The 24,414-nt window shown below is 63.4% G+C and carries 23 protein-coding genes and 1 pseudogene; 12 read left to right on the top strand and 12 right to left on the bottom strand.

Going from position 1 to position 24,414, the window contains the following annotated elements; genetic code table 11:
• Positions 1-35: 35 nt before the first annotated feature.
• The 4 genes from thrS to RSO67_RS28280 form a co-directional block, all read right to left on the bottom strand.
• Positions 36-1,448: a threonine--tRNA ligase gene (gene thrS / locus RSO67_RS28295; protein ID WP_315841568.1), complete on the bottom strand. Its 1,413-nt coding sequence runs from the start codon at positions 1,446-1,448 to the stop codon at positions 36-38.
• A gap of 135 nt (positions 1,449-1,583) precedes the next feature.
• Complete coding sequence (locus RSO67_RS28290; RefSeq protein ID WP_315841567.1) at positions 1,584-2,180, bottom strand: DUF6456 domain-containing protein; 597 nt, start codon at positions 2,178-2,180, stop codon at positions 1,584-1,586.
• 524 nt (positions 2,181-2,704) lie between these two features.
• Complete coding sequence (locus RSO67_RS28285; RefSeq protein ID WP_315841566.1) at positions 2,705-3,118, bottom strand: MucR family transcriptional regulator; 414 nt, start codon at positions 3,116-3,118, stop codon at positions 2,705-2,707.
• 163 nt (positions 3,119-3,281) lie between these two features.
• Complete coding sequence (locus tag RSO67_RS28280; RefSeq protein ID WP_315841565.1) at positions 3,282-4,145, bottom strand: DUF308 domain-containing protein; 864 nt, start codon at positions 4,143-4,145, stop codon at positions 3,282-3,284.
• A gap of 353 nt (positions 4,146-4,498) precedes the next feature.
• Here RSO67_RS28280 and RSO67_RS28275 point away from each other — a divergent pair, with 353 nt between their 5' ends.
• Positions 4,499-6,148 (top strand): glycosyltransferase family 39 protein, encoded by a 1,650-nt coding sequence (locus tag RSO67_RS28275; protein ID WP_315841564.1) that lies wholly within the window; start codon positions 4,499-4,501, stop codon positions 6,146-6,148.
• Between the two features lie 44 nt (positions 6,149-6,192).
• Here RSO67_RS28275 and RSO67_RS28270 read toward each other — a convergent pair whose 3' ends face one another.
• Positions 6,193-6,906, bottom strand: coding sequence for a DNA helicase (locus tag RSO67_RS28270; RefSeq protein ID WP_315841563.1), 714 nt, complete (start codon positions 6,904-6,906; stop codon positions 6,193-6,195).
• Positions 6,907-7,132: 226 nt separating this feature from the next.
• Here RSO67_RS28270 and bla point away from each other — a divergent pair, with 226 nt between their 5' ends.
• Complete coding sequence (gene bla / locus RSO67_RS28265) at positions 7,133-8,002, top strand: class A beta-lactamase (RefSeq protein ID WP_315841562.1); 870 nt, start codon at positions 7,133-7,135, stop codon at positions 8,000-8,002.
• On the opposite strand, the gene RSO67_RS28260 is transcribed toward bla, so the two are convergent.
• Positions 7,962-8,918, bottom strand: a complete 957-nt coding sequence (locus RSO67_RS28260) for a DMT family transporter (RefSeq protein ID WP_315841561.1) — start codon at positions 8,916-8,918, stop codon at positions 7,962-7,964. The genes bla and RSO67_RS28260 overlap by 41 nt on opposite strands.
• A 109-nt stretch (positions 8,919-9,027) precedes the next feature.
• Here RSO67_RS28260 and RSO67_RS28255 point away from each other — a divergent pair, with 109 nt between their 5' ends.
• Positions 9,028-10,524, top strand: a complete 1,497-nt coding sequence (locus tag RSO67_RS28255; protein ID WP_315841560.1) for a PLP-dependent aminotransferase family protein — start codon at positions 9,028-9,030, stop codon at positions 10,522-10,524.
• Positions 10,525-10,531: 7 nt separating this feature from the next.
• On the opposite strand, the gene RSO67_RS28250 is transcribed toward RSO67_RS28255, so the two are convergent.
• The gene (locus tag RSO67_RS28250; RefSeq protein ID WP_315841559.1) at positions 10,532-10,903 is read right to left on the bottom strand and encodes a nuclear transport factor 2 family protein; all 372 of its coding nucleotides are present in this window, start codon (positions 10,901-10,903) and stop codon (positions 10,532-10,534) included.
• Positions 10,904-10,945: 42 nt separating this feature from the next.
• The gene (locus tag RSO67_RS28245) at positions 10,946-11,662 is read right to left on the bottom strand and encodes a DJ-1/PfpI family protein (protein WP_315841558.1); all 717 of its coding nucleotides are present in this window, start codon (positions 11,660-11,662) and stop codon (positions 10,946-10,948) included.
• 61 nt (positions 11,663-11,723) lie between these two features.
• On the opposite strand from RSO67_RS28245, the gene RSO67_RS28240 reads away from it, so the two are divergent.
• Together RSO67_RS28240 and RSO67_RS28235 are read left to right on the top strand one after the other, a co-directional pair.
• Positions 11,724-12,728: a GlxA family transcriptional regulator gene (locus RSO67_RS28240; protein WP_315844383.1), complete on the top strand. Its 1,005-nt coding sequence runs from the start codon at positions 11,724-11,726 to the stop codon at positions 12,726-12,728.
• A gap of 129 nt (positions 12,729-12,857) precedes the next feature.
• Positions 12,858-13,640, top strand: coding sequence for a class II aldolase/adducin family protein (locus tag RSO67_RS28235; protein ID WP_315841557.1), 783 nt, complete (start codon positions 12,858-12,860; stop codon positions 13,638-13,640).
• Positions 13,641-13,762: 122 nt separating this feature from the next.
• On the opposite strand, the gene RSO67_RS28230 is transcribed toward RSO67_RS28235, so the two are convergent.
• From RSO67_RS28230 to RSO67_RS28215, 4 genes are all read right to left on the bottom strand, one after another.
• A complete protein-coding gene (locus RSO67_RS28230) occupies positions 13,763-13,978 on the bottom strand; it encodes a hypothetical protein (protein WP_315841556.1) in 216 nt (71 codons plus the stop codon).
• Between the two features lie 213 nt (positions 13,979-14,191).
• Positions 14,192-15,595, bottom strand: coding sequence for a M20/M25/M40 family metallo-hydrolase (locus RSO67_RS28225; RefSeq protein ID WP_315841555.1), 1,404 nt, complete (start codon positions 15,593-15,595; stop codon positions 14,192-14,194).
• A gap of 12 nt (positions 15,596-15,607) precedes the next feature.
• Complete coding sequence (locus RSO67_RS28220; protein ID WP_315844382.1) at positions 15,608-16,900, bottom strand: glycosyltransferase family 87 protein; 1,293 nt, start codon at positions 16,898-16,900, stop codon at positions 15,608-15,610.
• Between the two features lie 140 nt (positions 16,901-17,040).
• The gene (locus tag RSO67_RS28215) at positions 17,041-18,669 is read right to left on the bottom strand and encodes a helicase HerA-like domain-containing protein (RefSeq protein ID WP_315841554.1); all 1,629 of its coding nucleotides are present in this window, start codon (positions 18,667-18,669) and stop codon (positions 17,041-17,043) included.
• A gap of 369 nt (positions 18,670-19,038) precedes the next feature.
• On the opposite strand from RSO67_RS28215, the gene RSO67_RS28210 reads away from it, so the two are divergent.
• The 7 genes and pseudogenes from RSO67_RS28210 to RSO67_RS28180 all read left to right on the top strand — a co-directional run bounded on the left by RSO67_RS28210 (position 19,039) and on the right by RSO67_RS28180 (position 24,407).
• On the top strand, positions 19,039-19,404 hold the full coding sequence (locus tag RSO67_RS28210) for a hypothetical protein (protein ID WP_068734292.1): 366 nt from the start codon (positions 19,039-19,041) through the stop codon (positions 19,402-19,404).
• Between the two features lie 59 nt (positions 19,405-19,463).
• Positions 19,464-19,871 carry a DUF4332 domain-containing protein gene (locus tag RSO67_RS28205; protein WP_089267001.1) on the top strand — a complete coding sequence of 136 codons (408 nt, stop codon included), beginning with the start codon at positions 19,464-19,466 and terminating at the stop codon, positions 19,869-19,871.
• Positions 19,872-20,006: 135 nt separating this feature from the next.
• On the top strand, positions 20,007-20,852 hold the full coding sequence (gene folP, locus RSO67_RS28200; RefSeq protein ID WP_315841553.1) for a dihydropteroate synthase: 846 nt from the start codon (positions 20,007-20,009) through the stop codon (positions 20,850-20,852).
• Positions 20,849-21,214: a dihydroneopterin aldolase gene (gene folB, locus RSO67_RS28195; protein ID WP_089266999.1), complete on the top strand. Its 366-nt coding sequence runs from the start codon at positions 20,849-20,851 to the stop codon at positions 21,212-21,214. The genes folP and folB overlap by 4 nt, the downstream gene beginning before the upstream one ends.
• Positions 21,215-21,217: 3 nt before the next feature.
• Positions 21,218-21,709 (top strand): 2-amino-4-hydroxy-6-hydroxymethyldihydropteridine diphosphokinase, encoded by a 492-nt coding sequence (gene folK / locus RSO67_RS28190; RefSeq protein ID WP_315841552.1) that lies wholly within the window; start codon positions 21,218-21,220, stop codon positions 21,707-21,709.
• 348 nt (positions 21,710-22,057) lie between these two features.
• Positions 22,058-23,928, top strand: a pseudogene (locus RSO67_RS28185) (methylmalonyl-CoA mutase family protein).
• A gap of 11 nt (positions 23,929-23,939) precedes the next feature.
• Entirely contained in the window at positions 23,940-24,407 is a 468-nt protein-coding gene (locus RSO67_RS28180) for a GFA family protein (protein ID WP_315841551.1), read from the top strand.
• Positions 24,408-24,414 lie beyond the last annotated feature (7 nt).

Below are 24,414 nucleotides of genomic sequence, written 5' to 3'. Positions count from 1 at the left end.
AGGGATCCACTGATCGGAGCGCAGCTGACGCACGTTTATCGTGCTTCAGCGCCAAGCGCGCCCGACCGCGCCCTCGCCTGCAGGCGAGACACCGCCTCGGCCAGAGGAACGCCGGCCTGCGAGCCATCGCGCTCGCGCAGGCTCACCCGGCCGTCCCTCATCTCGCGCCCGCCGACGATAGCCATCACCGGCACGGCCATGTCATGCGCCGCCACGATGCGCCGCGAAAGCGTATCGGCGCCGTCATAGGCAACGGCCCTAATCCCCGCATCCTCGAACGCCGCCGCAACGTCAGCGCCGTATGCGGCCTGATCTTTCGAGATCGGCGCAACCGCGACCTGATCCGGCGACAACCAGAAAGGAAGCACGCCGCCGTGGTGCTCGAGCAGGATCGCGATGATGCGGCCGAACGATCCGAAGATCGCGTGGTGGATCATTAGGGGCCTTGCGCGGCTGCCGTCGGCGGCGATGTAGGACGCGTCGAGCCGCTGCGGGAGAACGCTGTCGAGCTGCACCGTGCCACACTGCCAGGATCGTCCCAGCCGGTCGCGCAACGCGAATTCCAGCTTCGGTCCGTAGAACGCGCCTTCGCCAGGATTGATTTGAGGCGCGAGGCCGCATTGCCGCGCGGCATCGCCGAGCTTCGCCTCCGACCAGTCCCACGTCGCGTCGTCGCCAGCGCGCACCGCCGGACGCGTCGACAGCGCCACTTCGTAGTCGGGAAAACCAAGATCGCGATAGACCTCGCCCAGCAAAGCGATGAAGCGCGCGACTTCGTCCTCCACGTCCTGCTCGCGGCAGAACACATGCGCATCGTCCTGCTCGAAGGCGCGCGTTCGCATGATGCCGTGGAGCGAACCGGATGGCTCATTGCGGTGGCAAGCGCCAAATTCGGCATAGCGGATTGGAAGCTCGCGCCACGAGCGCAGACCCTTGTTGAAGATCTGCACGTGGCAAGGGCATGACATCGGCTTCAGTGCCATCGTCTGCTCGCCGTCTTCGACCCGGAACATGTGCTCGCGGAATTTGTCCCAGTGGCCGCTGCGGCTCCAGAACTCCTTTGGCAGCAGCTGTGGTGTTTGGACCTCGGCATAGCCGGCTTGACGCATCTTGCGCCGGAGATAGTCCTCCAGCACCCGATAGATTGCGTAGCCACGCGGATGCCAGAACACCATGCCCGGCGCATCGTCCTGTAGGTGCCAGAGTTTGAGTTGTATGCCGAGATTTCTGTGATCGAGATCGTCCATTGCTGTGTCCTTACGAGGGGAAAAGCGCGGACGGGGATCATCAAAAACAGAAAAGGCCCCGTCCGTCGCCGGCGGGGCCTTTTCTGGTTGAAGTACGCTTGTCTCTAGCGCGCGCGACCAGAAGGCGATCCGCCGTGAGCGGTCGCCGTGGTGGTCAATGCAGCTGATCGAAGCTCGTTCATGCGCTGTATATGGCGGCAAAACGCACAGGCGTCAACGCAAGCCGCTTGGCGTCGCGGAAACGATGATGCGCGGGCCTGTGAGCGCGGCCAACGACCTGGCCGCCGTCAAGCTCGCATCCATCCGCATCTGGCTGCGTGCGATTGAGTCCATGGCCTAGCTCTCGAACGCCGCATCATCTGCGAGCCAGGTTCGCACTTGCGATGGCTGTCCCCTGACCTCACTGGCGAAGCCGTAATGCCGCGCGAGGCGATCCAGCGCGAGTTGCAACACGACCTTGGCGGAGCGCGCCGGCCAGTTGCGTTCACGCTCGACGTCTTCGAGGCCGCGCAGAAAACAGCACACGTCCATCAAAACCCCTGAAAATTCGGGCCCGCAGGCCTCCAGCGCCTGACTGACGCGCTGGCGCGACGTCACCATGACGTCCGTCATCTCGCCGGGACTGCTGCCGGCCCCGCGTGGTCGGCCGCCGGTCGGCGCGGCCCAGTTCGCCGTCATGCGCGGCGCCATGTTGCCGCGCGTGAAATCGGCGCGCAGCTTTTCGCCGGCGATGAACTGATGCGGGCTGATCATGCTGCGGCCATCGCGGCCCTTGCGCCGGGCCAGCCAGCCGAGCGGGCTTTCACTGTCATTGACGAGGACGCTGGCGACGCCGTCCTCGGTGAGTATCTGCCGCGTTTCCAGCGACAGATGCTGCGCGCGATGGTGATCGACGTGATCGGGATGCCTGGTGGTGCTGCGGGACGTTTTCATCGGGGCGACTCCATTTAGGATAATAAGCTCACATCCTGAATGGCCCGGCAAGTAGAATTTTAGACTTTATTCCTTTGTGGGCTTTTATTCAGAAGAACCAGTACCTTCGCACGATCGCTCGAAGCTGCGGCGTTGAGAAAGCAGGTTTCCGGCGGCGACTGCGATTGATCCGCGGCCGGCGCGCGCAGAGTTCATCGCAGTCCTCGGCCACGACCTGCGGGCAAAGCCCACTCCCGTCGTCCGACAGATCATTTCCAGAATTCGCGGCACGGTATCGATGCGCGGGATGGCCTCAACGTCTGCTTGAAAGTCTCCCGTCATACCCGCCAAGTTCACGTATCGCCTGCCTGTGTTGTCACACACCAATGGCGCGTGGCGGGAGATGTATCCCGCATCCAGACGTAGAACTTTCTTCGTCTCCGATTTGTTCTATATTGGTTCCTGCGGATGGAACCTGACTTTATTGCTTAGCTTTATTTGTGCGGATTACTTGCCCAGATCGCTTGCCCGGGTCACCTGTCAGGTCACTTGCGCCGGCGGCGCTGCTGGCCCAGCCCCATTTTCTTGGCGAGCTGCGAACGCGCCACCGCATAGTTCGGCGCGACCATCGGATAGTCGGCCGGCAGTCCCCACTTCTCGCGATACTGTTCCGGCGTCATCGAGTACTGCGTGCGCAGATGGCGCTTCAACGACTTGAAGCGTTTGCCGTCCTCAAGACAGATCAGATATTCGGCGGTCATCGATTTCTTGACGGACACGGCCGGCTTGGCCGGCTCTGCCGCGACCTCCGGCCGGCCGTTCGACACCCGCACCAGGGCGGCGTGAACCTGACCGATCAGCGCCGGCAGTTCGGACGCCGGTGTTGGATTGTGACCGACATAGGCCGACACGATCGTCGCCGTGAGATCGATGAAGCTCTTGCCGGCGATGTCGTTCATGGTCCGTCGTCTTTCAAGGATTGGAGCCGCACTTTACTTGACAATCATGCGGGCATTACAGCCACAAGGGCAATAACAACGTATAGCGCGCCGGTTTCATTCTGCGTGCAAGATTAGTCGAGATCAGCTGAAAGTGACCGCCAACGGAAATGGCTGAACGGCGTCAGCCCCTGTTGTCGAGATGCTCACGCAACTCGTCGATCGAGGCGAAGCGCATCATGCCTTCGGGCATCTGCGCCTCGATGGAGCCGTCGGAATACAGCGAATAGGCCATGCCATCGACGACCCCCGATTTCAGCACGGTGACGTCCGGTGCTTGCGGCGGCTCTTCAGCCGGCGTCGGCGGAACGTAACGATCCGGGATCAGCGCGGCATCCGGCAGCTTGTCGCTTGGCGAGGACGAGGTACGAGCGGCGCGGCGGATCGCGTCGGAGCGCGACCGATCCGGCTGCGGCCAGGCATCCTCGAAACTCTTCGGCTGCTCGGCGGGCGCCTCCGGCGTTGGCATGGCCGCCTCGAAAGCGGCTGCGGCTTCGGCCCTCTCCCGCTCCCGGCGCGATGACTGGAACAGCAGATTGCGACGCTTCGGCTCCTCGGGCACCGGTGCCTCGGCGGCAGCGGAGGCAAGCCGCTCACGGTCGCGCAGCACTTCGTCCTGCCACGGGGGAACACCTGGCTCCGGAACGGCAGGCCGAGCGGCCGGCTGGTCACGGCTGAACAGCGGGGCCGGCGCGGGCGCGTCATCCGCCTCCTCTGCGTCCTCCCCCGGGACCGGCGGCAACTTCAGTTCCCGGCGCGGCAGCCGGGGCGACGGAACCGGTTCATCGATCTCGCCCTGCGGCCCAAACTTCTTCAGCTCGCCGACGGCGAGCGCCATGCTGACCATGATCAGGCCGGTGCAGGCCCCGACCGTTCCAGTCAGGATCAGGGTATTGCCGAAGCCGAATTCCTTGACCGGAATGCCGAAGCCGATCGCGGCAAGGCCCGCCAGAATGACCCCGATCCCGGCAATCAGCAGCAATTTCATAGTCTTCGAACTCCTCGACGGACCACTCGCGAGTCTCGTCATGGGTGCCACGATAGCGTCATATTGCGTGCACCGCCAAACGGCATTTTGCGTTCATCCCTTGTACATCGGCCTGGTGGTAGGTTTTGGGGAGAGTTTTCTTCCACCGGAGACAACAGGTTTGGGACAGCAGACGCCGATCTATCCCTAAACGGTAAAGCTTTTACCTTGTCCTGTTTGTTGCAACGCATTAAGAAACTTCAGCCACAATTCTCAATTACTTCAAAAGAGAAGTGCGCTATATCGATGCCGGGGAAACGAGGCTCAAAGAGCGCTAAAGCCGAGCCATTGGGGACACCGGGTTATCCATCGCCATGTCATCGATTACGACTGCGGCCATCGACACGCCAGTAAGGCGCTCGGTGGAACGGACGTGTGACGACCTCGCCATCCTGGCGCTAGTCGTTGTCAGTATCGTCGCAAGCTTCACGTTCCGGGACTACGGTCTCGGATGGGACGACTATACCCACGCTGAATATGCAGATCTTCTATTGAAGATGTACGGGTCGGGGTTCACCGACACCGGCGCTTTGTCGTTTGCAAATCTCTACATGTATGGCGGCGGCTTCGATATGGCGGCCGCGCTGCTGCACAAAATCATCCCGCTGGAGCTGTTCGAGACGCGCCGTCTGCTCGGCGCGATCGTCGGCGTCATCGGCCTCGGCGTCACATGGCGTCTCGGGCGCCGCGTCGCCGGCCCCGTGGGCGGCCTCGCCACGCTGTTGCTGCTGGCGCTGTGTCCGACCTTCTACGGCCATATGTTCATGAACCCGAAGGATGCGCCCTTCGCCGTGGCGATGGTCATCCTGATGCTCGGGCTTGTCCGCCTTGCGCAGGAATATCCAAACCCGTCGCCGCGCACGGTCCTGATCCTCGGCCTCGGTGCCGGCTGCGCGATCGGCTGTCGCATTCTCGCCGGCCTCACGCTGATCTACGCAGTGATCGGTTTCATGCCGCTGTGGATCGAGGATGTCCGCGCCAATGGCGTGCGCGAGAGCGTGCACCGCTTGCTGCATGTGCTCTACGTGCTGCTGCCGGGCCTCGCTTTCGGCTATCTGATCATGGGCCTGATCTGGCCGTGGTCGATTCTCGAGCCCGCCAATCCGCTGCGCGCACTGGGCTACTTCTCTCACTTCTTCGAGAAGCCGTGGAAGGAGATGTTCGACGGCGCGATGATCTCGGTGCCGGACATGCCGTGGTCCTATCTGCCGACGCTGTTCGCGCTGCAGCTTCCGGAAGTGCTGCTCAGCCTCACCTTCGGCGGCATCGCGCTGACCATCATGTCGCTGTCGCGCGACACCGTGCCGGCGCGTCGCAAGACCATCCTGTTGATGCTGACCTTTGCCGCCACATTGCCGCTGGTGATCGCCATGGTGAAGCGCCCGGCGCTGTATAACGGCATCCGGCATTTCATCTTCGTGCTCCCGCCGATGGCCGTGCTCGGCGGCGCGGCTTTCGCGGCGCTGATGGATTGGCTGCGCGTCAATCATCGCGGCTCGCAAGCGGCTGCCGTTGCCGTGTTCTCCTTCGGCCTGATGCTGCCGACGGCCGAGATGATCCGGCTGCATCCGTATCAGTACACCCACTTCAACTACATCGCCGGCACCGTTCGCCAGGCCGATGCGCTGTACATGCTGGACTATTGGGGCCTTGCGCTGAAGCAGGCCTCCGACGCGCTGCGCGAGCAGATCATCGAGCGCCAGGAAAGCCCGCCGGTCGGCCGCAAGTGGAAGGTTGCCGTGTGCGGCCCGCAGCGTCCGGCACAAGTCGCGCTCGGTCCCGACTTCACCATCGGCTGGGACAGCCAGTCGGCCGACTTTGCAATGACGCTTGGCGAGTTCTACTGCAAAGGCCTCACGGCCCCCGTGATTGCCGAGATCAAGCGCGACGACGTCGTCTTCGCCAAGGTCTACGACATCCGCGGCAGCAGCATTTCGAGCCTGCTCGCGATCCCCGCGCCTTAGCGTTCCGGCACCATAGGCGCCGGAACAACAGAAGCTCGTGGGTTTCAACGCGCCGCCTGAAACCTGATGTCGCCGTTGTTCAGAAAACACGTCTTGCTGAACAGGCCGAGATCGACAGGATTCGGCAACCGAACATCGTCCAGATCGGGATATGGCTTCACGAAGGGGTCGTAAGACCGGTGGATCTGCGAGATGAAGACGAAGATCAGCCCGCGTTCCCTCGCGAATGACTGCAGCGCGCGCACCTGCACCATCAAGGCCGGGTTCTCGCGTTTCTGATCGAGCAGTTGCAGATAGTCGATCACCACAAGCGTGCCGCGCGGCGCATCCGCCAGTTTCCGGGCGACGTAGTCGGCGCAGATGTCGTCGGAATTGTCGAATTCGAACAGAGTATCGAAACGCGCCCGCTCCACACCGATGGCACTGAAACGGTCCAGCACGTCCTTTTCAGCGTATTCCAGCGAGAAGAACACGCTGCGATGGCCGGATCGCATCGCCTCTACGGCGAGCTTCAGGCTCATCAGCGTCTTGCCTTGACCCGGGCGCGCGCCGACCAGCACGAGATCGCCGGGAGACAGTTGTTCGAACAGTTTCGCGGCAGGTGTCACCGAAGACATCCTCGCGACGAGCAGGCTCCAGGCACCGAAGCCTTCCTGCACAGCAACCCGGTCGAGTGCCTCGTGCAGCGGAATGTTATTGGTGCGGGATAGAAGCCTGGCCTTGCGCTTCAAGTGATAAACAGGTGCAGAAAGACGCATCGTGAGAACCTCCTGGTGCGAGCGTTGTCACAACCCCTCCTTATGCTTGATGCTCGAACAGTTGGTTCGGTGATCAGAGAGCCCGGTATGATCGATACTTTCCCGCTGGAGGGGGAGGCGTGGGCCGCGCCAGAATCAGAGTGTAGCGCAATCCCCTTCCCCGCGAAATTGCCGATATCCAATCGCTCGCCATCAATTCTCCCTCTTCGCCCGCGAATGACACGCCATGATGATCAATCGACGCACATTGCTGGCGGCTGCGCCGGCGCTCATGGCCTGGCCGGCCTTTGCCAAGGAAACAGCAAAGGACGCGCCGGCAGCGTTGCTGGCTTATGAACGCGACACCGGCGGGCGGATCGGCGTCTATGCCGAAAACCTGAAGACGGGCGCAAAGATCGCGTGGCGCGCCAATGAGCGCTTCGTGATGTGCAGCACGTTCAAGGCATCGCTCGCCGCCTGCGTGCTCGCCCGCATCGACCGGGGTGAGGACAAGCTCGATCAGATGATCCCCTATGCCGCCGCCGACCTTCTGCAATATGCGCCGGTCGCGCGCGACAATCTCGCCCAGGGCGCGCTGTCGGTGGCCGACATGTGCAAGGCCATCGTCGAACTCAGCGACAACACCTGCGCCAATATGCTGCTGGCGCGCGTCGGCGGTCCGGCCGCCCTCACCGCCTTCTGGAACAGGACCGGCGACAGCGTCTCGCGCCTCGATCACAACGAACCGCTTTTGAACCGCTCGCGCCCTGGCAATCCGCAGGACACAACCACGCCTGCCGCGATGGCCGGCAATGTCAAACGCTTCGTCACCGGCAATGTGCTGACGCCCGCATCGCGCGATCAGCTCACCGACTGGATGGTGAACTGCAAGACCGGCGACAAGCGCTTGCGCGCCGGGTTGCCGAAGACATGGAAGATCGGCGACAAGACGGGCAATAACGGCAAGGACGCCGCCGGCGACATCGCCGTGACCTGGCCGAAGCCGGACCAACCCGTCGTCATCGCCGCCTATACGCAGGGCGGCACGCCGACGGCTCCACAATTGGAGACGGTGTTCACGGCGATTGGCGAGATGATCGGGCAGAGGCTGGGATAGGCTGCGCGGCGATTGCAGCGTCCGGCTTTGAACGCGACATCGTTCCGATGACAATCCCGCCAAGGATCATGGCCATGGCGGCGATCAGCGACAGCTCGATCGCCTCGCCCAGCACCAGCGCGGAAATCGCAACGCCCATCACCGGTGTTGCCAGCAGGCCGAGGGACGTAATGGTCGCCGGCAGGCTGCGGTTGATGATCACCATCGCCCAATGCGCCAGCGCCGTGCCGAAGATCCCGCCGAACAGCAATGCGCCGACAAGTTCGCGCGTCCAGGCGATATCGGGGACGCCTTCGCGCATCAGCGCCAACACTGTCAGCAGCACGCTCGCGAGCAGCGCCTGCCAGAATACGAGTTGAAACGGCTCGGAGATCCAGCGGTGGCCGCGGACATAGACGATATTCGCCGCCCAGCACAAAGCTGCAAGCAATAGCAGCCCGCTGCCGATCAGCGCACTGCCGTTGCTCCAGTCGAATGCCGACGGGTTGAACATGACCGCGATGCCGGCAAGACCGAGCACGATGCCGGCGAGACGTTCTCGCGGAACGGGTTCGCGCAGCAGCAGCCACGCGGCCGGCGCGACCCAGAGCGGCGTGGTGTAGCCGAGCACGATGGAGCGACCGACCGGCACGAATTGCAGGCCGAAGGCAACCAGCACCGAGAATAGGCCCATATGCAGCACCGCGACACTGACGATCACAGGCATGTCGCCGCGGCGCGGCACGATGAATTGCCGGCGCGCCAAGGTAATTGCTGCCAGAGCGAGCGTGGCAATCACGGCGCGGATCGCCACCGACCACAGCGGCGAAATGTGCTGCACCAGAAATTTCGTCAGCGTCCAGTTCAGTCCCCACATGGTCACGACGACGGCAAACAACAGCAGCGCCGTGCGGCGCGACAGGGGATGTTCAGACATGGCTTCATCTCACGGCTTCGGTGCATGGCGCACTCGACAGACCGATGACACTAGGTTTTACTGGTCCCAATCAAAGATCCATTCCAGTAAAAATGACTGAGCCAGTTTGATGGACGACATTCTCGCGGGGCTGATCGATATCGAGCGCGGGTCCGCAAGCGGCGAAACGTTGACGCGGCAGCTCTACGATCAGCTCCGCGCGTCGATCCTGAGCGGCGCGCTGCCGCCGGGCCATCGCCTGCCGTCGAGCCGCGACTGCGCGCTGCAGCTCGGCCTCGCGCGCAACACCGTCTCGACCGTCATCGATCAACTGGCCATGGAAGGCTATCTCGACGTCGCGCAGGGACGACGCCCGACGGTCGCCGCCGCCGAGCGCAAGGCGTTGCTCACCGGACGCAACATCGCCGGCAAGACGCCGAAGCCGCTCGGCCTGTCGCGCTGGGCCGAGCGCGTGCAGAAGTCGGATTGGCCGTTCATCAACAAAGGGCGGCCACTGCTGTTGGCTCCGGCGCTGGCAGATGCGCGGCTGTTTCCCCACGACATCTGGGCGCGCTGCCTGCGCCGCGCGGCGCGACGCGGATCGACCGGCGATCCCGCCATCAATCGCGCCTCGTTGCGCAACGCCCTGCTGCGCCATCTCATCGCCTATCGCGGCGTGCGGGCCGAGGCACGACAGATCATCCTGATGCCATCGGCGCAGTCTGCGCTTGAACTCATCGCGCGCGTGCTACTCAATGCCGGCGATCTCGCCTGGGTCGAAAGCCCCGGCTACGGCGGCGCATATGCGGCGCTCAATGCGGCCGGCGCGACCATGCGCGGCATTTCGCTGGATGGCAGCGGCCTATCCATCAAAGGCCGGCGCGATCGCCCGCGGCTGATCTTCGTGACCCCGTCGCATCAGCATCCCACCGGACGGCTGATGCCTGTGAGCCGGCGGCAGCAATTGCTTGCATTTGCCAATGACATCGGGGCTGCCATCGTCGAGGACGACTATGACAGCGAATTCCACTATGACGGCCGCCCCGTCGCCGCCCTACAGGGCCTCGATGACAGCGGCCGCGTGTTCTATGTGGGCACGTTCTCGAAACCGATGTTCGCGGATGTGCGCAGCGGCTACGCCATCGTGCCGCCGGATCTTGCCGACCTGTTCGAAAAAGCGCAGCGCCACGGCAGCCATATCGTGCCGGCGCCGGTGCAGGATGCGCTGGCCGAATTCATCGACGACGATCACTTCGCGGCGCATATCCGCAAGATGACGCGTGTCTATCGCAGCCGGCGCGATCACCTGCTGCAGGCGCTGCAAGTTCATGCCGGCGATCACCTGACGATCGAACCGCCGGCCGGTGGCATGCAGTTGCTTGCCCATCTCGATCTCGATCGCGACGACCGCGCCATTTCGGCACGACTTGCCGAGCTCGGCGTGACCGGCCGCCCGCTATCGATGTATTTCACCGGACCTGTGACCGGCCAGGGATTGTTCATGGGCTTTTCCGCCTGGAACGAACAGGAGATCGACAAGGCCGCCGCCATCGTCGGACAGGTGCTGCGCGCCACAGCTCCGCCACGCGGCCGCTCCGGCAAGGCACCGAAGCGGCCGAAGGGCTGACGCTATCTTACGCGGCTGCGGCCAGCTTCTTCTCGACGGCCAGCGCCGCCGGCAGCGGTCGCCACAGCACCGTCATTTCCTGGATCAGACCGGCGTCGTTCAGACGCCAGTAGTCGACGCCATCCAGCTGTTCTGTTCCAACGGTGATACCGAAGAAGGCGGACACGTGTTCCGGGCCCTGCAGCACTTCGCGGAAGTCGAAGGTGTCGACGACACCCAGCAGCGCCGTGACCACCGGCCGGATTGCTGCTTTGCCCGTGAATGGCTCGGCAGCAAGCGGCGTCTTCAGCACGATGTCGTCGGCCATGTGGCTGAGCATGGCTTCAAGATTCTTGCTCTGCATCGCTGCAGTGAAGGCGTGGATATGCGTGAGATTCATAGTCGCATTCCTTCTAATTGTACGATAAGCGGCTTGCGCCGCTCACTCCGCAGGCGTCGGCACGATGATGCCGAGCTTCGTCGCGATGCGTTGTGCGGTGGCCTCGCGTTGCGCCGTCATGCCGGCAACGGCTGTTCGTGCCTGCTGCAATACGGCAGCCGGCGCCGTCTCCGGCGTGCCGCTGTTGAACGGCGGCTCCGGTGCATATTCCATGTAGAGCTGGATGCCCTTCGCCACGTCGTCGCCGCGCAATTCCGCAGCCAGACGCAGCGCGCCATCGATGCCGGAGGTGACGCCGGCAGCAAATATCCAGTCGCCGTCGATCACCACGCGCTCGTTGACCGGCGTCGCACCGAAATAGCGCAGCAGATGAAACGACGCCCAATGCGTGGTCGCGCGGCGCCCCATCAGCAGGCCGGCAGCGCCGCAGATCAGCGCGCCGGTGCAGACCGAGAAGACGCGCGCATGTCCGGCCTGTGCCCTGATCCAGTCGAGCACGACCGTATCCTCCATCAGCGCTTCCTGACCGAAACCGCCGGGGACATGCAGCACGTCGAGCTTGGGCGCATCCGCAATGGCGGCATCGGGCGTGATGCGCAGTCCCCTGTGGTCGCGCACGGGATCGGCGGTCTTGCCATAGATGCGGTAGGTGGTGTTCGGAATGCGGGACAGGACTTCGAACGGGCCGGTGAGATCGATCTGGTCGAGCCCCTCGAACAGCAACGAGCCGATCTGGAGATGCTGGTCTGGCGGGATCATCGGTTCCTCCGAATATTTGTGAATGGACAAGGTGACCCTAGCCCGGCACACTCTGGCGGAAATGCCAAAGAACCCTCGTTCTCCGCCAAACACCGGTTCGACGATCCCGCGCGCCATAGACGTCCTGGCGTTCCCGATGGTGCAATTGCTCGACGTGTCCGGCCCGCTGCAGGTGTTCGCCTCGGTCAACGAGATCATGCAGCGCCAGGGCAAGCCCGCGCCCTATGCGCTGCGCGTAATCGCGCGGGGCGGCCATAGCGTCACCGCCTCTGCCGGCCTCGGACTGGCGGCAAGCGATCTGCCGCGCCACGCCGAGCCGATCGACACGCTGCTCATCGCCGGCGGTCCCGGCGTGCACGCCGCCGCGTCCGATCCCACTGTCGTCGCCTGGGTGCGCAAGCGCGCGGGCAAGGCGCGGCGCACTGCCTCGGTCTGCACCGGCGCCTTCCTGCTCGCCTCGACCGGCCTACTGGACGGCCGCCGCGCCGCGACCCACTGGTCCTGGTGTTCCGAACTCGCGCAGCGCTTTCCCGACGTGCATGTCGAGTCCGATCCGATCTTCGTGCGCGACGGCGCGTTCTGGACATCAGCCGGCGTGACCGCGGGAATCGATCTCGCGCTGGCGCTGGTGGAAGAAGACCTCGGACGCAGCGTCGCGCTGATGGTGGCGCGTCATCTCGTGGTGTTTCTCAAGCGCCCCGGCGGCCAGTCGCAATTCAGCGCAGCATTGTCGCTGCAGACCGCGGACGACAAGTTCGGCGCGCTGCATGACTGGATCGGCAAGCATCTCGCCGACGACATCTCGCTGCCCATGCTCGCCGAACAGGCCGGCATGAGCGAACGCAGCTTCAGCCGGCACTATGCGGACGCCACCGGCATCACGCCCGCCCGCGCCGTCGAACAGTTGCGCGTCGAAGCCGCGCGGCGGCTGCTCTCGGAAACGAAACTGCCGGTAAAACGCATTTCGCAGCGCTGCGGCTTCGGTTCCGAAGAAACCATGCGGCGCAGCTTCCTGCGATTGCTTTCTGCTACGCCGCAAGACTATCGCGCGCGTTTCAGTTCCTGAATGTCGTAATCGGGCCTTCTGCCGCCCCGAAAGCATGTCTGCCGCGCAAACCGTCCGGCTTGCTGCTCCGCCGGCACCGGACTAGACTCGCGCCACGGAACAACCAAACATCCATCCGGGAGTTGACCTATGTCACCAGCCGAAGCCGCTCACCTGAAAGAAGTGCCGAAGCATATGAGCGAAGGCGAATGGGCGCAGCGCGTCAATCTCGCCGCGGCCTATCGCCTCGTCGCGCTCTATGGCTGGGACGATCTCATCGACACCCACATTTCCGCCCGCGTGCCCGGCCCCGAGCATCACTTCCTGATCAATCCCTATGGCCTGATCTTCGAGGAGATCACGGCATCGTCGCTGGTCAAGGTCGACCTCGACGGCAACCAGCTCTCCGAAAGCGAATACAGCATCAACCCGGCCGGCTTCACCATCCATTCGGCGATCCATGAAGTCCGCGAAGACGCCGGCTGCGTGATGCATCTGCATACGCCGGACGGCACTGCGGTCGCCTCCTGCATGGAAGGCCTGCAGCCGCTGAACCAGACCGCGCAGCTCGTGATCCCCGAACTCGCCTATCACGACTATGAAGGCGTCGCGCTCGATCACGACGAACGTCCGCGCCTGCAAAAGGATCTCGGCACCAAGAACGCCATGTTGCTGCGCAATCACGGCACGCTGACCGTCGGCCGCTCGGTCGCCTCGGCCTTCGAGCGCATGTACTATCTGGAGCGCGCCTGCACCATGCAGGTCCGCACCCGGATGCTCGGCCCGACCGCCTATCCGGTCGACCAGATCGTCATCGACAAGAACGCCGCGCTGGTGGGCAATCCCGACAAGGCCGAACTGCGCTCGACCAAGCTGGTCTGGCCGCCGATGCTGCGCAAACTCGACCGTCGCGACCCGTCTTACAAGACCTGAGATTTGGTGCTATAGAGAGGTTACATACCTCTACACAGTGATTCAAAACGCCGTCCAATTCCGGACGGCGTTTTTATGTTTGGTGCATGCTGTCATTCCGGGGCGCTCGCACTTGCCTGGGATCACGGCCGCATGAACGCAAAGTCCGTATCGGGATCGCAATTGTCGGCGACGAAACGCAGCTCCGACTGAACGTCAGCCACGGTCCTCGTCTCCAGATATTTCGAGACCACGAGATTCACCAGGGAGCGACAGACGCTGTCCTGATCGACCCCGGCGGCTTCTGCAGCGGTCATGGCTGCCGAAAAATGAGTTCTGGCGATTTCGGATGCGGACACGGCGTTCTCCCTTTTTTATCGTTCGATCAGGAAAGCCTGACGCAAGCCTTGATGTGGGTCAACGCGAAGGCATGCTCGTCATTCCGGGGCGCGAACGCCGCTTGGCGATCGCGCCCCGGAATCTCGACATCGGAATCTCCGACAGTGCCAGGCTACATCGGGATTCCGGGTTCGCCCGCAAGAGCGGGCGCCCCAGAAGGACGAATGCGCGGCTTACTTCTTCACCTCAGCCAGCGCAGCAATGATCCGCGCCCACGACCGGATGCCCTTATGGAAGCTCTTGAGGTCGTACTTCTCGTTCGGCGAATGGATATTGTCGTCATCGAGGCCGAAGCCGATCAGGAGCGAGTCCAGACCGAGCGTGCGCTTGAAATCGGCGACGATGGGAATCGATGCGCCGGAGCCGATCAGCAGCGCCTGCTTGCCCCATTCGTCGGTCAGCGCATCGCGCGCAGCGGCGAGCGGCTTCATGTTCCAGTCCAGCGCGATGGCCGGCGCATTGGAATGATCGAGAAACTCCGCGCTGCAATCGCCCGGCAGTTGCGACGTGACGAAAGCCCGGAACGCATCGCGGATCTTCCCGGGGTCCTGGCCCTCGACGATGCGGAACGAAACTTTCGCCGAAGCATGCGAGGCGATCACTGTCTTGGAGCCCTCGCCCGTATAGCCGCCGACAATGCCGTTGATGTCACAGGTCGGACGCGACGTGATCTGTTCGATCAGTTCGCGGCCCTTCTCGCCGGCCGGAATAGAAAGACCGATCGGCTTGAGGAAGCTCTCCGCGGTGAGACCGAGGCCCTTCCACTGCGCCAGAATATCGGCCGGTAAGTCCTTCACGCCATCATAGAAGCCGGGAATGGTGATGCGGCCATTGTCGTCGTGCAGCTTACCGAGAATATTGGTCAGCACGCGGATCGGATTGCGCGCACCGCCGCCATAGATGCCGGAATGCAGATCGCGATTGGCCGCGGTGATCTTCACTTCTTCATAGACGAGCCCGCGCAGCGACGTGGTGATCGCTGGGGTACTCGGGTCCCACATGCCGGTGTCGCAGACCACCGCGAAATCGGCGGCGAGATCTTTCTTGTTGGCTTCGAGGAACGGCACGAAGTTCTTCGAGCCGACTTCCTCCTCGCCTTCGATGCAGATGGTGAGATCGATCGGCACCGAGCCCGTGACATTCACCCAGGCCCGGCAGGCTTCCACGAAGGTCGAGAGCTGGCCTTTGTCGTCCTGCGCACCGCGCGCAACGATGATGTCGCGGCCATCGGCATGTTTGGTGACCACCGGCTCAAACGGCGGACGATGCCACAGGTTCAGCGGATCGACCGGCTGAACGTCATAGTGACCGTAAAACAGAACATGCGGCCGCTTGCCGGTGTTGCCCTTGGCGGTGGCGACGATGGCGGGATGGCCCGCGGTCGGCCGTACCTCGGCGTTGAAGCCCAGGCCCTCGATCTCGCCGGCCAGATGCTTTGCCGCCGCCTTGCAGTCCTCGGCGAAAGCCGGATCGGCGGAAATCGACTTGATCCGCAGCAGCGCGAACAACCGCTCCAGAGCCTTGTCGAAATCGGCATCGACGCGATCGAGAACGGATGCAAGCTGCGTATTGGACATGAGCGAATTTCCTTAAGCGTGATGGTCCGGAACTTCGGTGGAATCTAGCAGCACCGGCGGGTGGTGCATATGCCAGATCAGGCCGCCTGCCAGCAGCGCGGTCGCCAGAAGATTATTGCCCCAGGCCTGCAGCATGGCCGGGAAGACCGGGATCGACAGCGCCATCAGCACGCCAACGATGCCAAGCAGCCACCATGTCCCGCTCCGTACATTCGGCCTGGGATCATCGGCGGCGCGATGCATCAGCACCGTGAGCGGCAGGAACAGCCACATGAAGTAATATTGCCGCGCCAGCGGCGATGCCACCGTCATCAGGCAGAACAGGATGCCGAGTTCTTCGGCACGTGAGCGCGGCGTGAGTTTCGATCGCGGCAAAAGCGACCAGATGAAACCGAGGCCGATCAGACCGGAGACTGCGAGCACGATCAGGTTCGCGGTCTTGTAGCTGACATCGATCACGTTCATCGTGGCCGATCCACGCTTGCGATCGTCCTGGAAATAATCGATCGGCCGCACCAGGCGATGCGTCATCGCGATGATCGACTGGTTGACCCAAGACCAGTTCTGCTCGTCGCGCTGGCCGAAGCCTTTCTCGGAGCTGGAGCCGACCATTTCGGTGTACCAGGTCTTCACCTCAGCCGCATTGCGCTCGAAGCCGCGAAACGGCGCCGGCACGACATAGAGGAGCAGCAGCGTGCAGATGATCATGCTCGCCGAGGCCGCCCAGTGCCGCCGCCAGATCAGATAGGGCAGCACCGCCACCGGAAACACCTTGATGGCGGTTGCCAGCGCGAACATGCTGCCGCCAAGCCACGGCCGATCCTTCTGCATCCACCAGAAGCCGAGCAGCATCATCGCCAGCAGTACCAGATTGGGCTGGCCGAGATCGTACATGTCGAACACGAAGGTGATGGTCGCAAAGCCCGGCAGCGCCGCGAGCCACGCCGCCGGAATCTTCTTCGAGCCGGTCATGGCATTGGAGAGCTGGCTGGTGATCGCCCAGGCCGCTGAATTCAGGATCGAGAGCAAGAGATAAAGTGGGACCTTGCCGAACCAGCTCGGCAGCGCCAGCAAAACCGCGGACAGCGGCGGATAGATGAAATCCAGCGCACCATTGGTCTTCGCCTCATAGAGCGGCGCACCATGCAACACCTGCCGCCCGGCCCAGAACCACAGCGCGTAGTCCTTGGTCTTGCCGTGACCGAAGATTTCCGGGACGAGCACATCCGCTGTCAGCAGGACGCAGGTCAGAAGAAACAGTACGTCCAGCGGCTGCCGCAAGGACGGCCACCGCAAAACCGGCATTTCGCCGTCACTTTTCGTCACTTCGCAGTCCCGCTTCAAAGACCCGCCGGCACGGCGCGGTTCAGACCGCGGTGGGTAGCAGATGGCGCTGCGACCTGCAAAGCCGCGGGCGGGTGCATAATGGACAGTCTGGACGGTCCCTACCGCTTCAAAATCCCGCCAAGCGTCCCGCGCACGATCTCGCGGCCGATCGAGCTTCCCAGCGAGCCGCCGATCTGCTTGCCGACATTGGCGACGATGCCGCCGACGACCTTGTTGGTCACGCTGCGGGTGACGCTGCGCGCAATCACCTGGCCGGTGGAGAGCCTGTTGCGGCCGGTATTGGTGCCGAAGATGGTGCCGACGATGGCACCGAGCTGGCCCAAAAATCCACCACCGCCGCCACCACCGCCCGCCGCGTCGCCGGCCTCGGCGGGCGTCGCCGCCGTGCCGGCGATGCGCTTCTGCAGTGTCTCGTAGGCGGATTCGGAATCGATCGCGGTGTCGTATTTGCCCTTCACCGGGCTGGCATTCATGATCGCCTTGCGCTCCTCAGGCGTGATCGGCCCGATACGTGCGGTCGGCGGACGCACCATGATGCGTTCGACCATCGCAGGCGTGCCGTTGCCTTCGAGGAACGAGACCAGTGCCTCGCCCTTGCCGAGTTCGGTAATAACCGTGGCCGTGTCGAGTTTCGGATTGGCACGGAAGGTCTGTGCTGCCGCCTGCACCGCCTTCTGATCCCGCGGCGTGAAGGCGCGCAAGGCGTGCTGAACGCGGTTGCCAAGCTGGGCGAGTACGCGATCGGGCACATCGATCGGGTTCTGGGTGACGAAATAGACACCGACACCCTTGGAGCGGATCAGGCGCACCACCTGTTCGATCTTGTCGAGCAGTGCCTTCGGCGCATCGTTGAACAGGAGATGCGCTTCGTCGAAGAAGAATACCAGCTTGGGCTTCGGCAGATCGCCGACTTCGGGCAATTCCTCAAACAGCTCCGAGAGCAGCCACAGCAGGAAGGTTGCGTAGAGCCGCGGGCTCGACATCAGCTTGTCGGCGACGAGGATATTGACCATGCCGCGGCCGTCGCGGTCGGTCTTGAGAAAATCTTTCAGCTCCAGCGCCGGCTCGCCGAAGAATTTATCGGCGCCCTGGTTCTCCAGCACGAGCAATTGACGCTGGATGGTACCGATTGTCGCCTTGGTGACGTTTCCGAAGCTCAAGGCCGATTTGCGGACATCCGCAAGTGGATCGACCTCGTCCTTCTTGGCGGTCATTGGCACGATGGCGTCGAGCAGTGCGCGCAGATCCTTCATGTCGAGCAGCGTCAGGCCGTTCTCGTCGGCGACGCGGAAGGCGACGTTGAGCACGCCTTCCTGCACATCGTTGAGATCGAGCAGCCGTGCCAGCAACAGTGGCCCCATCTCCGAGATGGTCGCGCGCACGGGGTGTCCCTGCTCGCCGAACACGTCCCAGAACACGGTCGAGAACTGGTCAGGCTGGAACGTCAGCGCCATCTCCTTGGCGCGCTGCAAAATGAAGTCCTTGCCCTCGCCGACTTCGGCGATACCCGAGAGGTCGCCCTTGATGTCCGCAGCGAAGACCGGCACACCGGCACGTGCAAAGCCCTCCGCCATCACCTGCAGCGATACGGTTTTACCTGTTCCCGTCGCGCCCGTGACGAGACCGTGGCGATTACCGAGGGCCAGCGTCAGCCATGCCGGTTGGTCGCCCTTGCCGATGAAGATCTTGCCGTCGGTATCGCCTGACTTCAGTTCGGTGGTCGCCATCGGATCGCCTCTGTCGCGCGCATCAAGAAAAAGATTTCAAAAAAATTTGCGGCTCACCATGATCTTACCGCATCTTGGCGAGCGATTGAAACGCAAAGCGTTCCCGCCACACCTGAAACCCGTCCGTTGTTTCTACTGACGAAACGCAAGCCATATTTTTTTGCTGTTTCCAAAGTACGGCGCTGTCGCATCTGCGAACAATTGACCAAAATTTCACGTTTGCTCTTGCATTGGTGCAACACTCGATACGCGATCACACTGAATCGCACGTCGGGCGAGTTGGCGCGCTTGTAATTCAGAATCACAGCGGCTCAAGATCACTTTTCAACATAAGGGCATCGGCACTCAACCGGTGTGAGGCGGGGCATCATGGACGAATTAATCAAAGCGCTGACCGCAAAGGTCGGCATCGATGAAGCCGTGGCTGAAAAGGCTGTCGGCATTATCTTGGGGTTCCTGCGCAAGGAAGCACCGGCCGCGCCGGTCAATGCGCTCATCGAAAAAATTCCAGGTGCGGATGCAGCCATCGCATCGTCAGAGGGCGGCGGTGGATTGAGCAGCCTGATGGGCGGCGGCATCATGGCCCTGGGCAGCAAGCTGATGGGTCTTGGCCTCGGCATGGGCGAGATCCAGAGCGTCGCGCGCGAACTGTTCAAGTTCGGCCGCGAGAAGATCGGCGCCGATGCCATGGACGAGATCGTTGCCGGCACACCTGGCCTGAGCCAGTTCTCCTGACCGTCTGTTACGTCAGCAGCCGCGCGTAAGCGTCAAGCATCTTCATACGTCTGAGTACCATGACATATCCCATCTCCAAGATTGACGGTTTGACGGCCTTCGCCGCGACCAAACTTAAAAAAGCAGGCATCCGCACCATGGAAGGGCTGCTGGACGCCGCTCACTCTGCCAAATGCCGCAAGGAACTCGCCGCCAAGACCGGGTTCAGCGAACAGCAACTGCTCGAATGGGCGAACCTCGCCGACTACCTGCGCATCCCCGGCATGGGCAAGGCCAAAGCCGAACTGCTCCGCGCCTCCGGCGTCAACACGGTACGCGAATTGACCCACCGCAACCCGTCCCGCCTCGCTCAGGCGATGCGCGAGGCCAACGACAAGCGCAAGCTGGTGCGGGTGATGCCCTCGGAGAAGTCGGTCGGCGACCTGATCGAGAAGGCCCGCCAGCTGCCGCTGAAGATTTCGTATTGAGCGCGTAGCGCGGGCTCCTCTTCTCCCTCCCCCAAGCGTGGCGTAGCCCACGCGCCGTGGGGAGGGATAAGAAAGCGCCATCGCGGCAACCACCCCTCATCTTGACTCCCTCCCCCGACCGCGCAAAGCGACCTCATGATCGCGCGTCCGACCACGTCTGCTCCGACCGCCCACCCGGTGCTGGCCGCGCTGCTGGCATCGCCGGTGCCTGCCGTGATGGGCATCCTGAACGTCACCCCGGACTCCTTCTCCGATGGCGGCCAGTTCGATGCCCCGGAACGCGCGCTGGCGCAGGCCAGGCGCATGATCGCCGAGGGCGCCGGGATCGTCGACATCGGCGCCGAGTCCACGCGGCCCTATGGGTCCCGGCCTGTTACCGCCGATGAAGAATGGGCGCGGCTCGTGCCGGTGCTGGCCGACGTCGTCGCGCTCGGCACGCCGGTATCGATCGACAGCATGAAGGCGTCCGTCGTCGCGAAAGCGCTCGCCGCCGGCGTCGCCATCGCCAATGACATCTGGGGACTGCAGCGCGATCCCGACATGGCGCGCGTCATCGCCGAGCACAACGCGCCTGTCGTCGTCATGCATAACCGCGACGACGTCGATGGCAGCATCGATATCGTCGCCGACATGAAAGACTTTTTCGCGCGCTCGCTGGAGATCGCCGCCAGGGCCGGCATTCCCGCGGGCCACATCGTGCTCGACCCCGGCATCGGCTTCGGCAAGACACCTGAGCAGAGCATGATTGCGCTGGCGCGGTTCGACGAGCTGACCAGTTTCGGCCTGCCGGTGCTGATCGCCGCCTCGCGCAAGAAATTCATATCCACCGTCGTTCCGTCGGAGCCGCAGCAGCGCATCGGCGGATCGCTCGCCGCGCATCTGCTCGCGGTGCGGCACGGCGCCAAAATCGTCCGCGCCCATGACGTCGCGGAAACCGTTCAGGCCCTGCGCGTCACCGCAGCCATCGAGGACTTAAGATGACCGACATGATCTTCATCAAGGGCGTATCCGTGCATGCCCATCACGGCGTGCTTGATTACGAAGGCGTGGTCGGGCAGCGCTTCGTCATCGATCTCGAACTCGATGCCGATATCGATCTTGCCTCGCGCACCGACCGCCTCGCCGATACCGTGTCCTATGCCAATGTCGTCGCCACCGCGATCGCCGCTTTCAAGGACACCAATTACAAGCTGCTAGAGCGCGCCGCCGGAGCGGTGGCCGATGCGGTGCTCGCGGATTTTCCGCGCATCAGCTCCGTCAAGGTCACCGTGCACAAGCCGCACGCGCCGATCGCCGCGATCTTCGACGACGTCGGCGTGGTGCTGCGCAGGTCGCGGGCGTAACCGATGGCCAGCGTCCTCATCGCACTCGGCGGCAATGTCGGCGATGTCCGCATGACCTTCCGCAAGGCGATCGGCAATATCTGCGGCATGACGCAGGCCGCGCTGATCGAACGCTCGGCAGACTACAGCACGCCGCCGGCGGGCGATGTGCCGCAGGACCACTTCGTCAATGCGGCCATCGAGATCGAGACCGAACTCGATCCGCACGCGCTGTTGTTCACGCTGCACAGGATCGAACACAAATTCGGCCGCAACCGCGTTGCCGAGGGCCACTGGGGTCCGCGTCCGCTCGATCTCGACATGATCGCTTATGACGACGTCGTCATCGCCAAGCCGGAACTACACCTGCCGCATCCCCGCGCCACCGAACGCGCCTTCGTCCTGGTGCCGCTGGCCGAGATCGCCCCGGACCGGGTGATATCAGGCAAGACAGTGAGCGAGCATCTGAAGGCCCTCTCAACCGACGGCATCGAGCGGCTGCCGAATCTAGATTGAGCGCCGGCCCTCTAACCTCTTCCCCGCATCCCGTGCACAGCGAAGCTTCGCTAGGCGGGGAGAGGTCGCCGCGCCTTAGCGGCGGGTGAGGGGCAGCGCGCCGCCCTATCGTCACGACGTCATTCGCGGATCCCACCGTGCGATCCGCTCCGACCAGATTGGTTTAGCTCTGTGCCCCGCCCCTCACCCGTCGTCGCTGCGCGACGCCACCCTCTCCCCGCATTGCGGGGAGAGGGAAGAACGCCCCAATTCCGCGCAGGGCCATGCCCGAACAGGCATTGGCAACCCCTTCTCGGCATGGCATTTTCCGGCTCAACAACGAAGCAATGGCGGGAGTGAAGTTCCTAAATGTCGACTGCGACTGACGACCTGCGGCTGGCAGCCGATTTTGCGCCTGCGAGTTACGATGACTGGCGCAAGCTCGTCGATGGCGTGCTGAAAGGCGTAGCGTTCGAGAAGCTGATCAGCAAGACCTATGACGGCGTCAAGATCCAGCCGATCTATCCGCGCGCCCGGGATGCCGCCCCGATCGCCGGCCGCCCGCCCGCCGCGCCCTGGCAGATCATGCAGCGGATCGACCACCCGGATGCCGGCAAGTCGAACAAGCAGGCCCTGCACGATCTGGAAAACGGCGCCACTGGTCTCACGCTGGTGTTCGAAGGCGCCAACGGCGCGCGGGGGTTCGGCCTCGTCGCCTCGCCAGAAACCATCGAGACGCTGTTCGACGGTATCTATCTCGACGCCGGGATCGGCATCGAACTCCATGCCGGACCGCAGTCACGCATGGCCGTGACGCATCTGGCCGATTACATCAAAACGAAGGGCATCGATCCCGCCACATGCGATATCCGCTTTGGCCTCGATCCCATCGGCGCCACCGCAGTGTGGGGCACCAGCGCCTATAACTGGTGGGAGATGGCGCCCGCCGTCACCGACACCATCAAGAAGCTCGCCGCGCAAGGCTTCAAGGGCCCGTTCGCCGTTGCCGACGGCCGCATCATCCACGATGCCGGCGGCTCCGAAGTGCAGGAACTGTCTTACGTCCTCGCGGTGATGGTGTCCTATCTGCGCGCGATGGAAGACCACAACATTCCGCTCGAGACGGCCCGCAGCATGGTCTATGCGCGTCTCGCGGCTGATGCCGATCAGTTTCTCACCATGGCGAAATTCCGCGCGCTGCGCCTGCTCTGGGCGCGCATCGAGGAAAGCTGCGGCCTGACACCGAAGCCGATGTTCATCGCTGCCGACACCGCATGGCGTATGCTCACGCAGCGTGATCCCTATGTGAACATGCTGCGCGCCACCATGGCGACATTCGCTGCCGGTCTCGGCGGTGCCAACTCCATCTGCGTGCTGCCGCATACGCTGGCGCTCGGCCTGCCCGACGGTTTCGCGCGCCGTGCTGCACGCAACACCCAATTGGTGCTGCTGGAAGAGTCCAATCTCGCCAAGGTCACCGATCCCGCCGCCGGCGCCGGCGGCATCGAGGCGCTGACGCGCGAACTGTGCGACGCCGCATGGGCCCAGTTCCAGGACATCGAAAAAGCCGGCGGCGCCTTCCAGGCGCTGGGCAACAACCTGATCCAGCCGAAGGTCGCCGCCACCCGTGCTGCACGTCAGGCCAGCGTCGCCAAGCGCCGCGAAGTGCTCACCGGCGCCAGCGAATTCCCGAACCTGCATGAAGCACGTGCCAGTGTGCTGAAGGTCAAGCCGATCCCCGGCAAGCCCTATGGCAAGGACAAGATCAAGTTCAACCCGCTCGAACCGATCCGGCTGGCCTCGCCCTTCGAGGCGCTGCGCGACAAGTCGGATCACCTGCTGGCCCGTAAGGGTGCCCGTCCGAAGGTGTTCCTGGCCAATCTCGGCACGCCCGCCGATTTCACGGCGCGCGCGACCTTCGCCAAGAGTTTTTCGAGACCGGCGGCATCGAAGCCCTCGATAGCGACGGCTTCTCCGATCCCGCCGTACTCGCCAAGGCCTGGAAGGCCTCCGGCGCCGCGCTGGTATGTATCTGCTCGTCCGACAAGCTCTATGCCGGCCAGGCCGCGCCCGCAGCAAAAGCGCTTCAGGCTGCCGGCGCGAAGCATATCTATCTGGCAGGCCGCCCCGGCGACCTCGAAGCGCCCTTGCGCGACGCAGGCGTTAGGGATTTTATCATTGCCGGCGGCGATGCGCTGGCGATGCTGGTGCAGGCCTATGATCTGCTAAATTCGGCCTGATGGAGTAAGCCATGACGGCAACGGCGAGCAAACCCGCGCTGACCGGCGGCTGCCAATGCGGCGCGATCCGCTTTGCGCTGTCGGCTGCGCCGACCCGGGTCAGCATCTGCCATTGCCGCATGTGCCAGAAGGCCACCGGCGCGCCATTCGCCTCGCTCGCCGATATCCCGAACGAGAACTTTGCGTGGACCCGCGGCAAGCCGGCGGCGTTCAAGTCATCGTCGATTGCGGAACGTGACTTCTGCGCCAAATGCGGCACGCCGCTGAGCTATCGCGCCATCGGCGGCCCCAAGATCGAGATCATGACCGGCGCCTTCGACCGGCCGGACCGCGTGGTGCCGACGCAGCAATTCGGCACGGAGTCACGCCTGGGCTGGGTCGGCAACGTGTCGAACCTGCCGAGCAAGACGACGATGCAGAATTACGGACCGGAGAAATGCGCGGAAGTGTTCAGCTATCAGCATCCGGATCATGATTGAGACATGA

The sequence above is a fragment of the Tardiphaga sp. 709 genome (assembly GCF_032401055.1).
GTDB lineage: Bacteria > Pseudomonadota > Alphaproteobacteria > Rhizobiales > Xanthobacteraceae > Tardiphaga.
This window is presented reverse-complemented; position numbering and strand designations above follow the sequence as displayed.

Excerpts from the sequence above, each read along its gene's own strand:
- RSO67_RS28205 (WP_089267001.1), top strand. The coding sequence starts at position 19,464 with ATGACATATCCCATCTCCAAGATTGACGGTTTGACGGCCTTCGCCGCG.
- RSO67_RS28290 (WP_315841567.1), bottom strand. The coding sequence starts at position 2,180 with ATGAAAACGTCCCGCAGCACCACCAGGCATCCCGATCACGTCGATCAC.
- RSO67_RS28210 (WP_068734292.1), top strand. The coding sequence starts at position 19,039 with ATGGACGAATTAATCAAAGCGCTGACCGCAAAGGTCGGCATCGATGAA.
- RSO67_RS28275 (WP_315841564.1), top strand. The coding sequence starts at position 4,499 with ATGTCATCGATTACGACTGCGGCCATCGACACGCCAGTAAGGCGCTCG.
- RSO67_RS28240 (WP_315844383.1), top strand. The coding sequence starts at position 11,724 with ATGCCAAAGAACCCTCGTTCTCCGCCAAACACCGGTTCGACGATCCCG.
- bla (WP_315841562.1), top strand. The coding sequence starts at position 7,133 with ATGATGATCAATCGACGCACATTGCTGGCGGCTGCGCCGGCGCTCATG.
- RSO67_RS28270 (WP_315841563.1), bottom strand. The coding sequence starts at position 6,906 with ATGCGTCTTTCTGCACCTGTTTATCACTTGAAGCGCAAGGCCAGGCTT.
- RSO67_RS28245 (WP_315841558.1), bottom strand. The coding sequence starts at position 11,662 with ATGATCCCGCCAGACCAGCATCTCCAGATCGGCTCGTTGCTGTTCGAG.
- folB (WP_089266999.1), top strand. The coding sequence starts at position 20,849 with ATGACCGACATGATCTTCATCAAGGGCGTATCCGTGCATGCCCATCAC.
- RSO67_RS28280 (WP_315841565.1), bottom strand. The coding sequence starts at position 4,145 with ATGAAATTGCTGCTGATTGCCGGGATCGGGGTCATTCTGGCGGGCCTT.
- RSO67_RS28255 (WP_315841560.1), top strand. The coding sequence starts at position 9,028 with ATGGACGACATTCTCGCGGGGCTGATCGATATCGAGCGCGGGTCCGCA.
- RSO67_RS28180 (WP_315841551.1), top strand. The coding sequence starts at position 23,940 with ATGACGGCAACGGCGAGCAAACCCGCGCTGACCGGCGGCTGCCAATGC.
- RSO67_RS28220 (WP_315844382.1), bottom strand. The coding sequence starts at position 16,900 with ATGCCGGTTTTGCGGTGGCCGTCCTTGCGGCAGCCGCTGGACGTACTG.
- RSO67_RS28260 (WP_315841561.1), bottom strand. The coding sequence starts at position 8,918 with ATGTCTGAACATCCCCTGTCGCGCCGCACGGCGCTGCTGTTGTTTGCC.
- RSO67_RS28250 (WP_315841559.1), bottom strand. The coding sequence starts at position 10,903 with ATGAATCTCACGCATATCCACGCCTTCACTGCAGCGATGCAGAGCAAG.
- folK (WP_315841552.1), top strand. The coding sequence starts at position 21,218 with ATGGCCAGCGTCCTCATCGCACTCGGCGGCAATGTCGGCGATGTCCGC.
- RSO67_RS28215 (WP_315841554.1), bottom strand. The coding sequence starts at position 18,669 with ATGGCGACCACCGAACTGAAGTCAGGCGATACCGACGGCAAGATCTTC.
- folP (WP_315841553.1), top strand. The coding sequence starts at position 20,007 with ATGATCGCGCGTCCGACCACGTCTGCTCCGACCGCCCACCCGGTGCTG.
- RSO67_RS28225 (WP_315841555.1), bottom strand. The coding sequence starts at position 15,595 with ATGTCCAATACGCAGCTTGCATCCGTTCTCGATCGCGTCGATGCCGAT.
- RSO67_RS28285 (WP_315841566.1), bottom strand. The coding sequence starts at position 3,118 with ATGAACGACATCGCCGGCAAGAGCTTCATCGATCTCACGGCGACGATC.
- RSO67_RS28235 (WP_315841557.1), top strand. The coding sequence starts at position 12,858 with ATGTCACCAGCCGAAGCCGCTCACCTGAAAGAAGTGCCGAAGCATATG.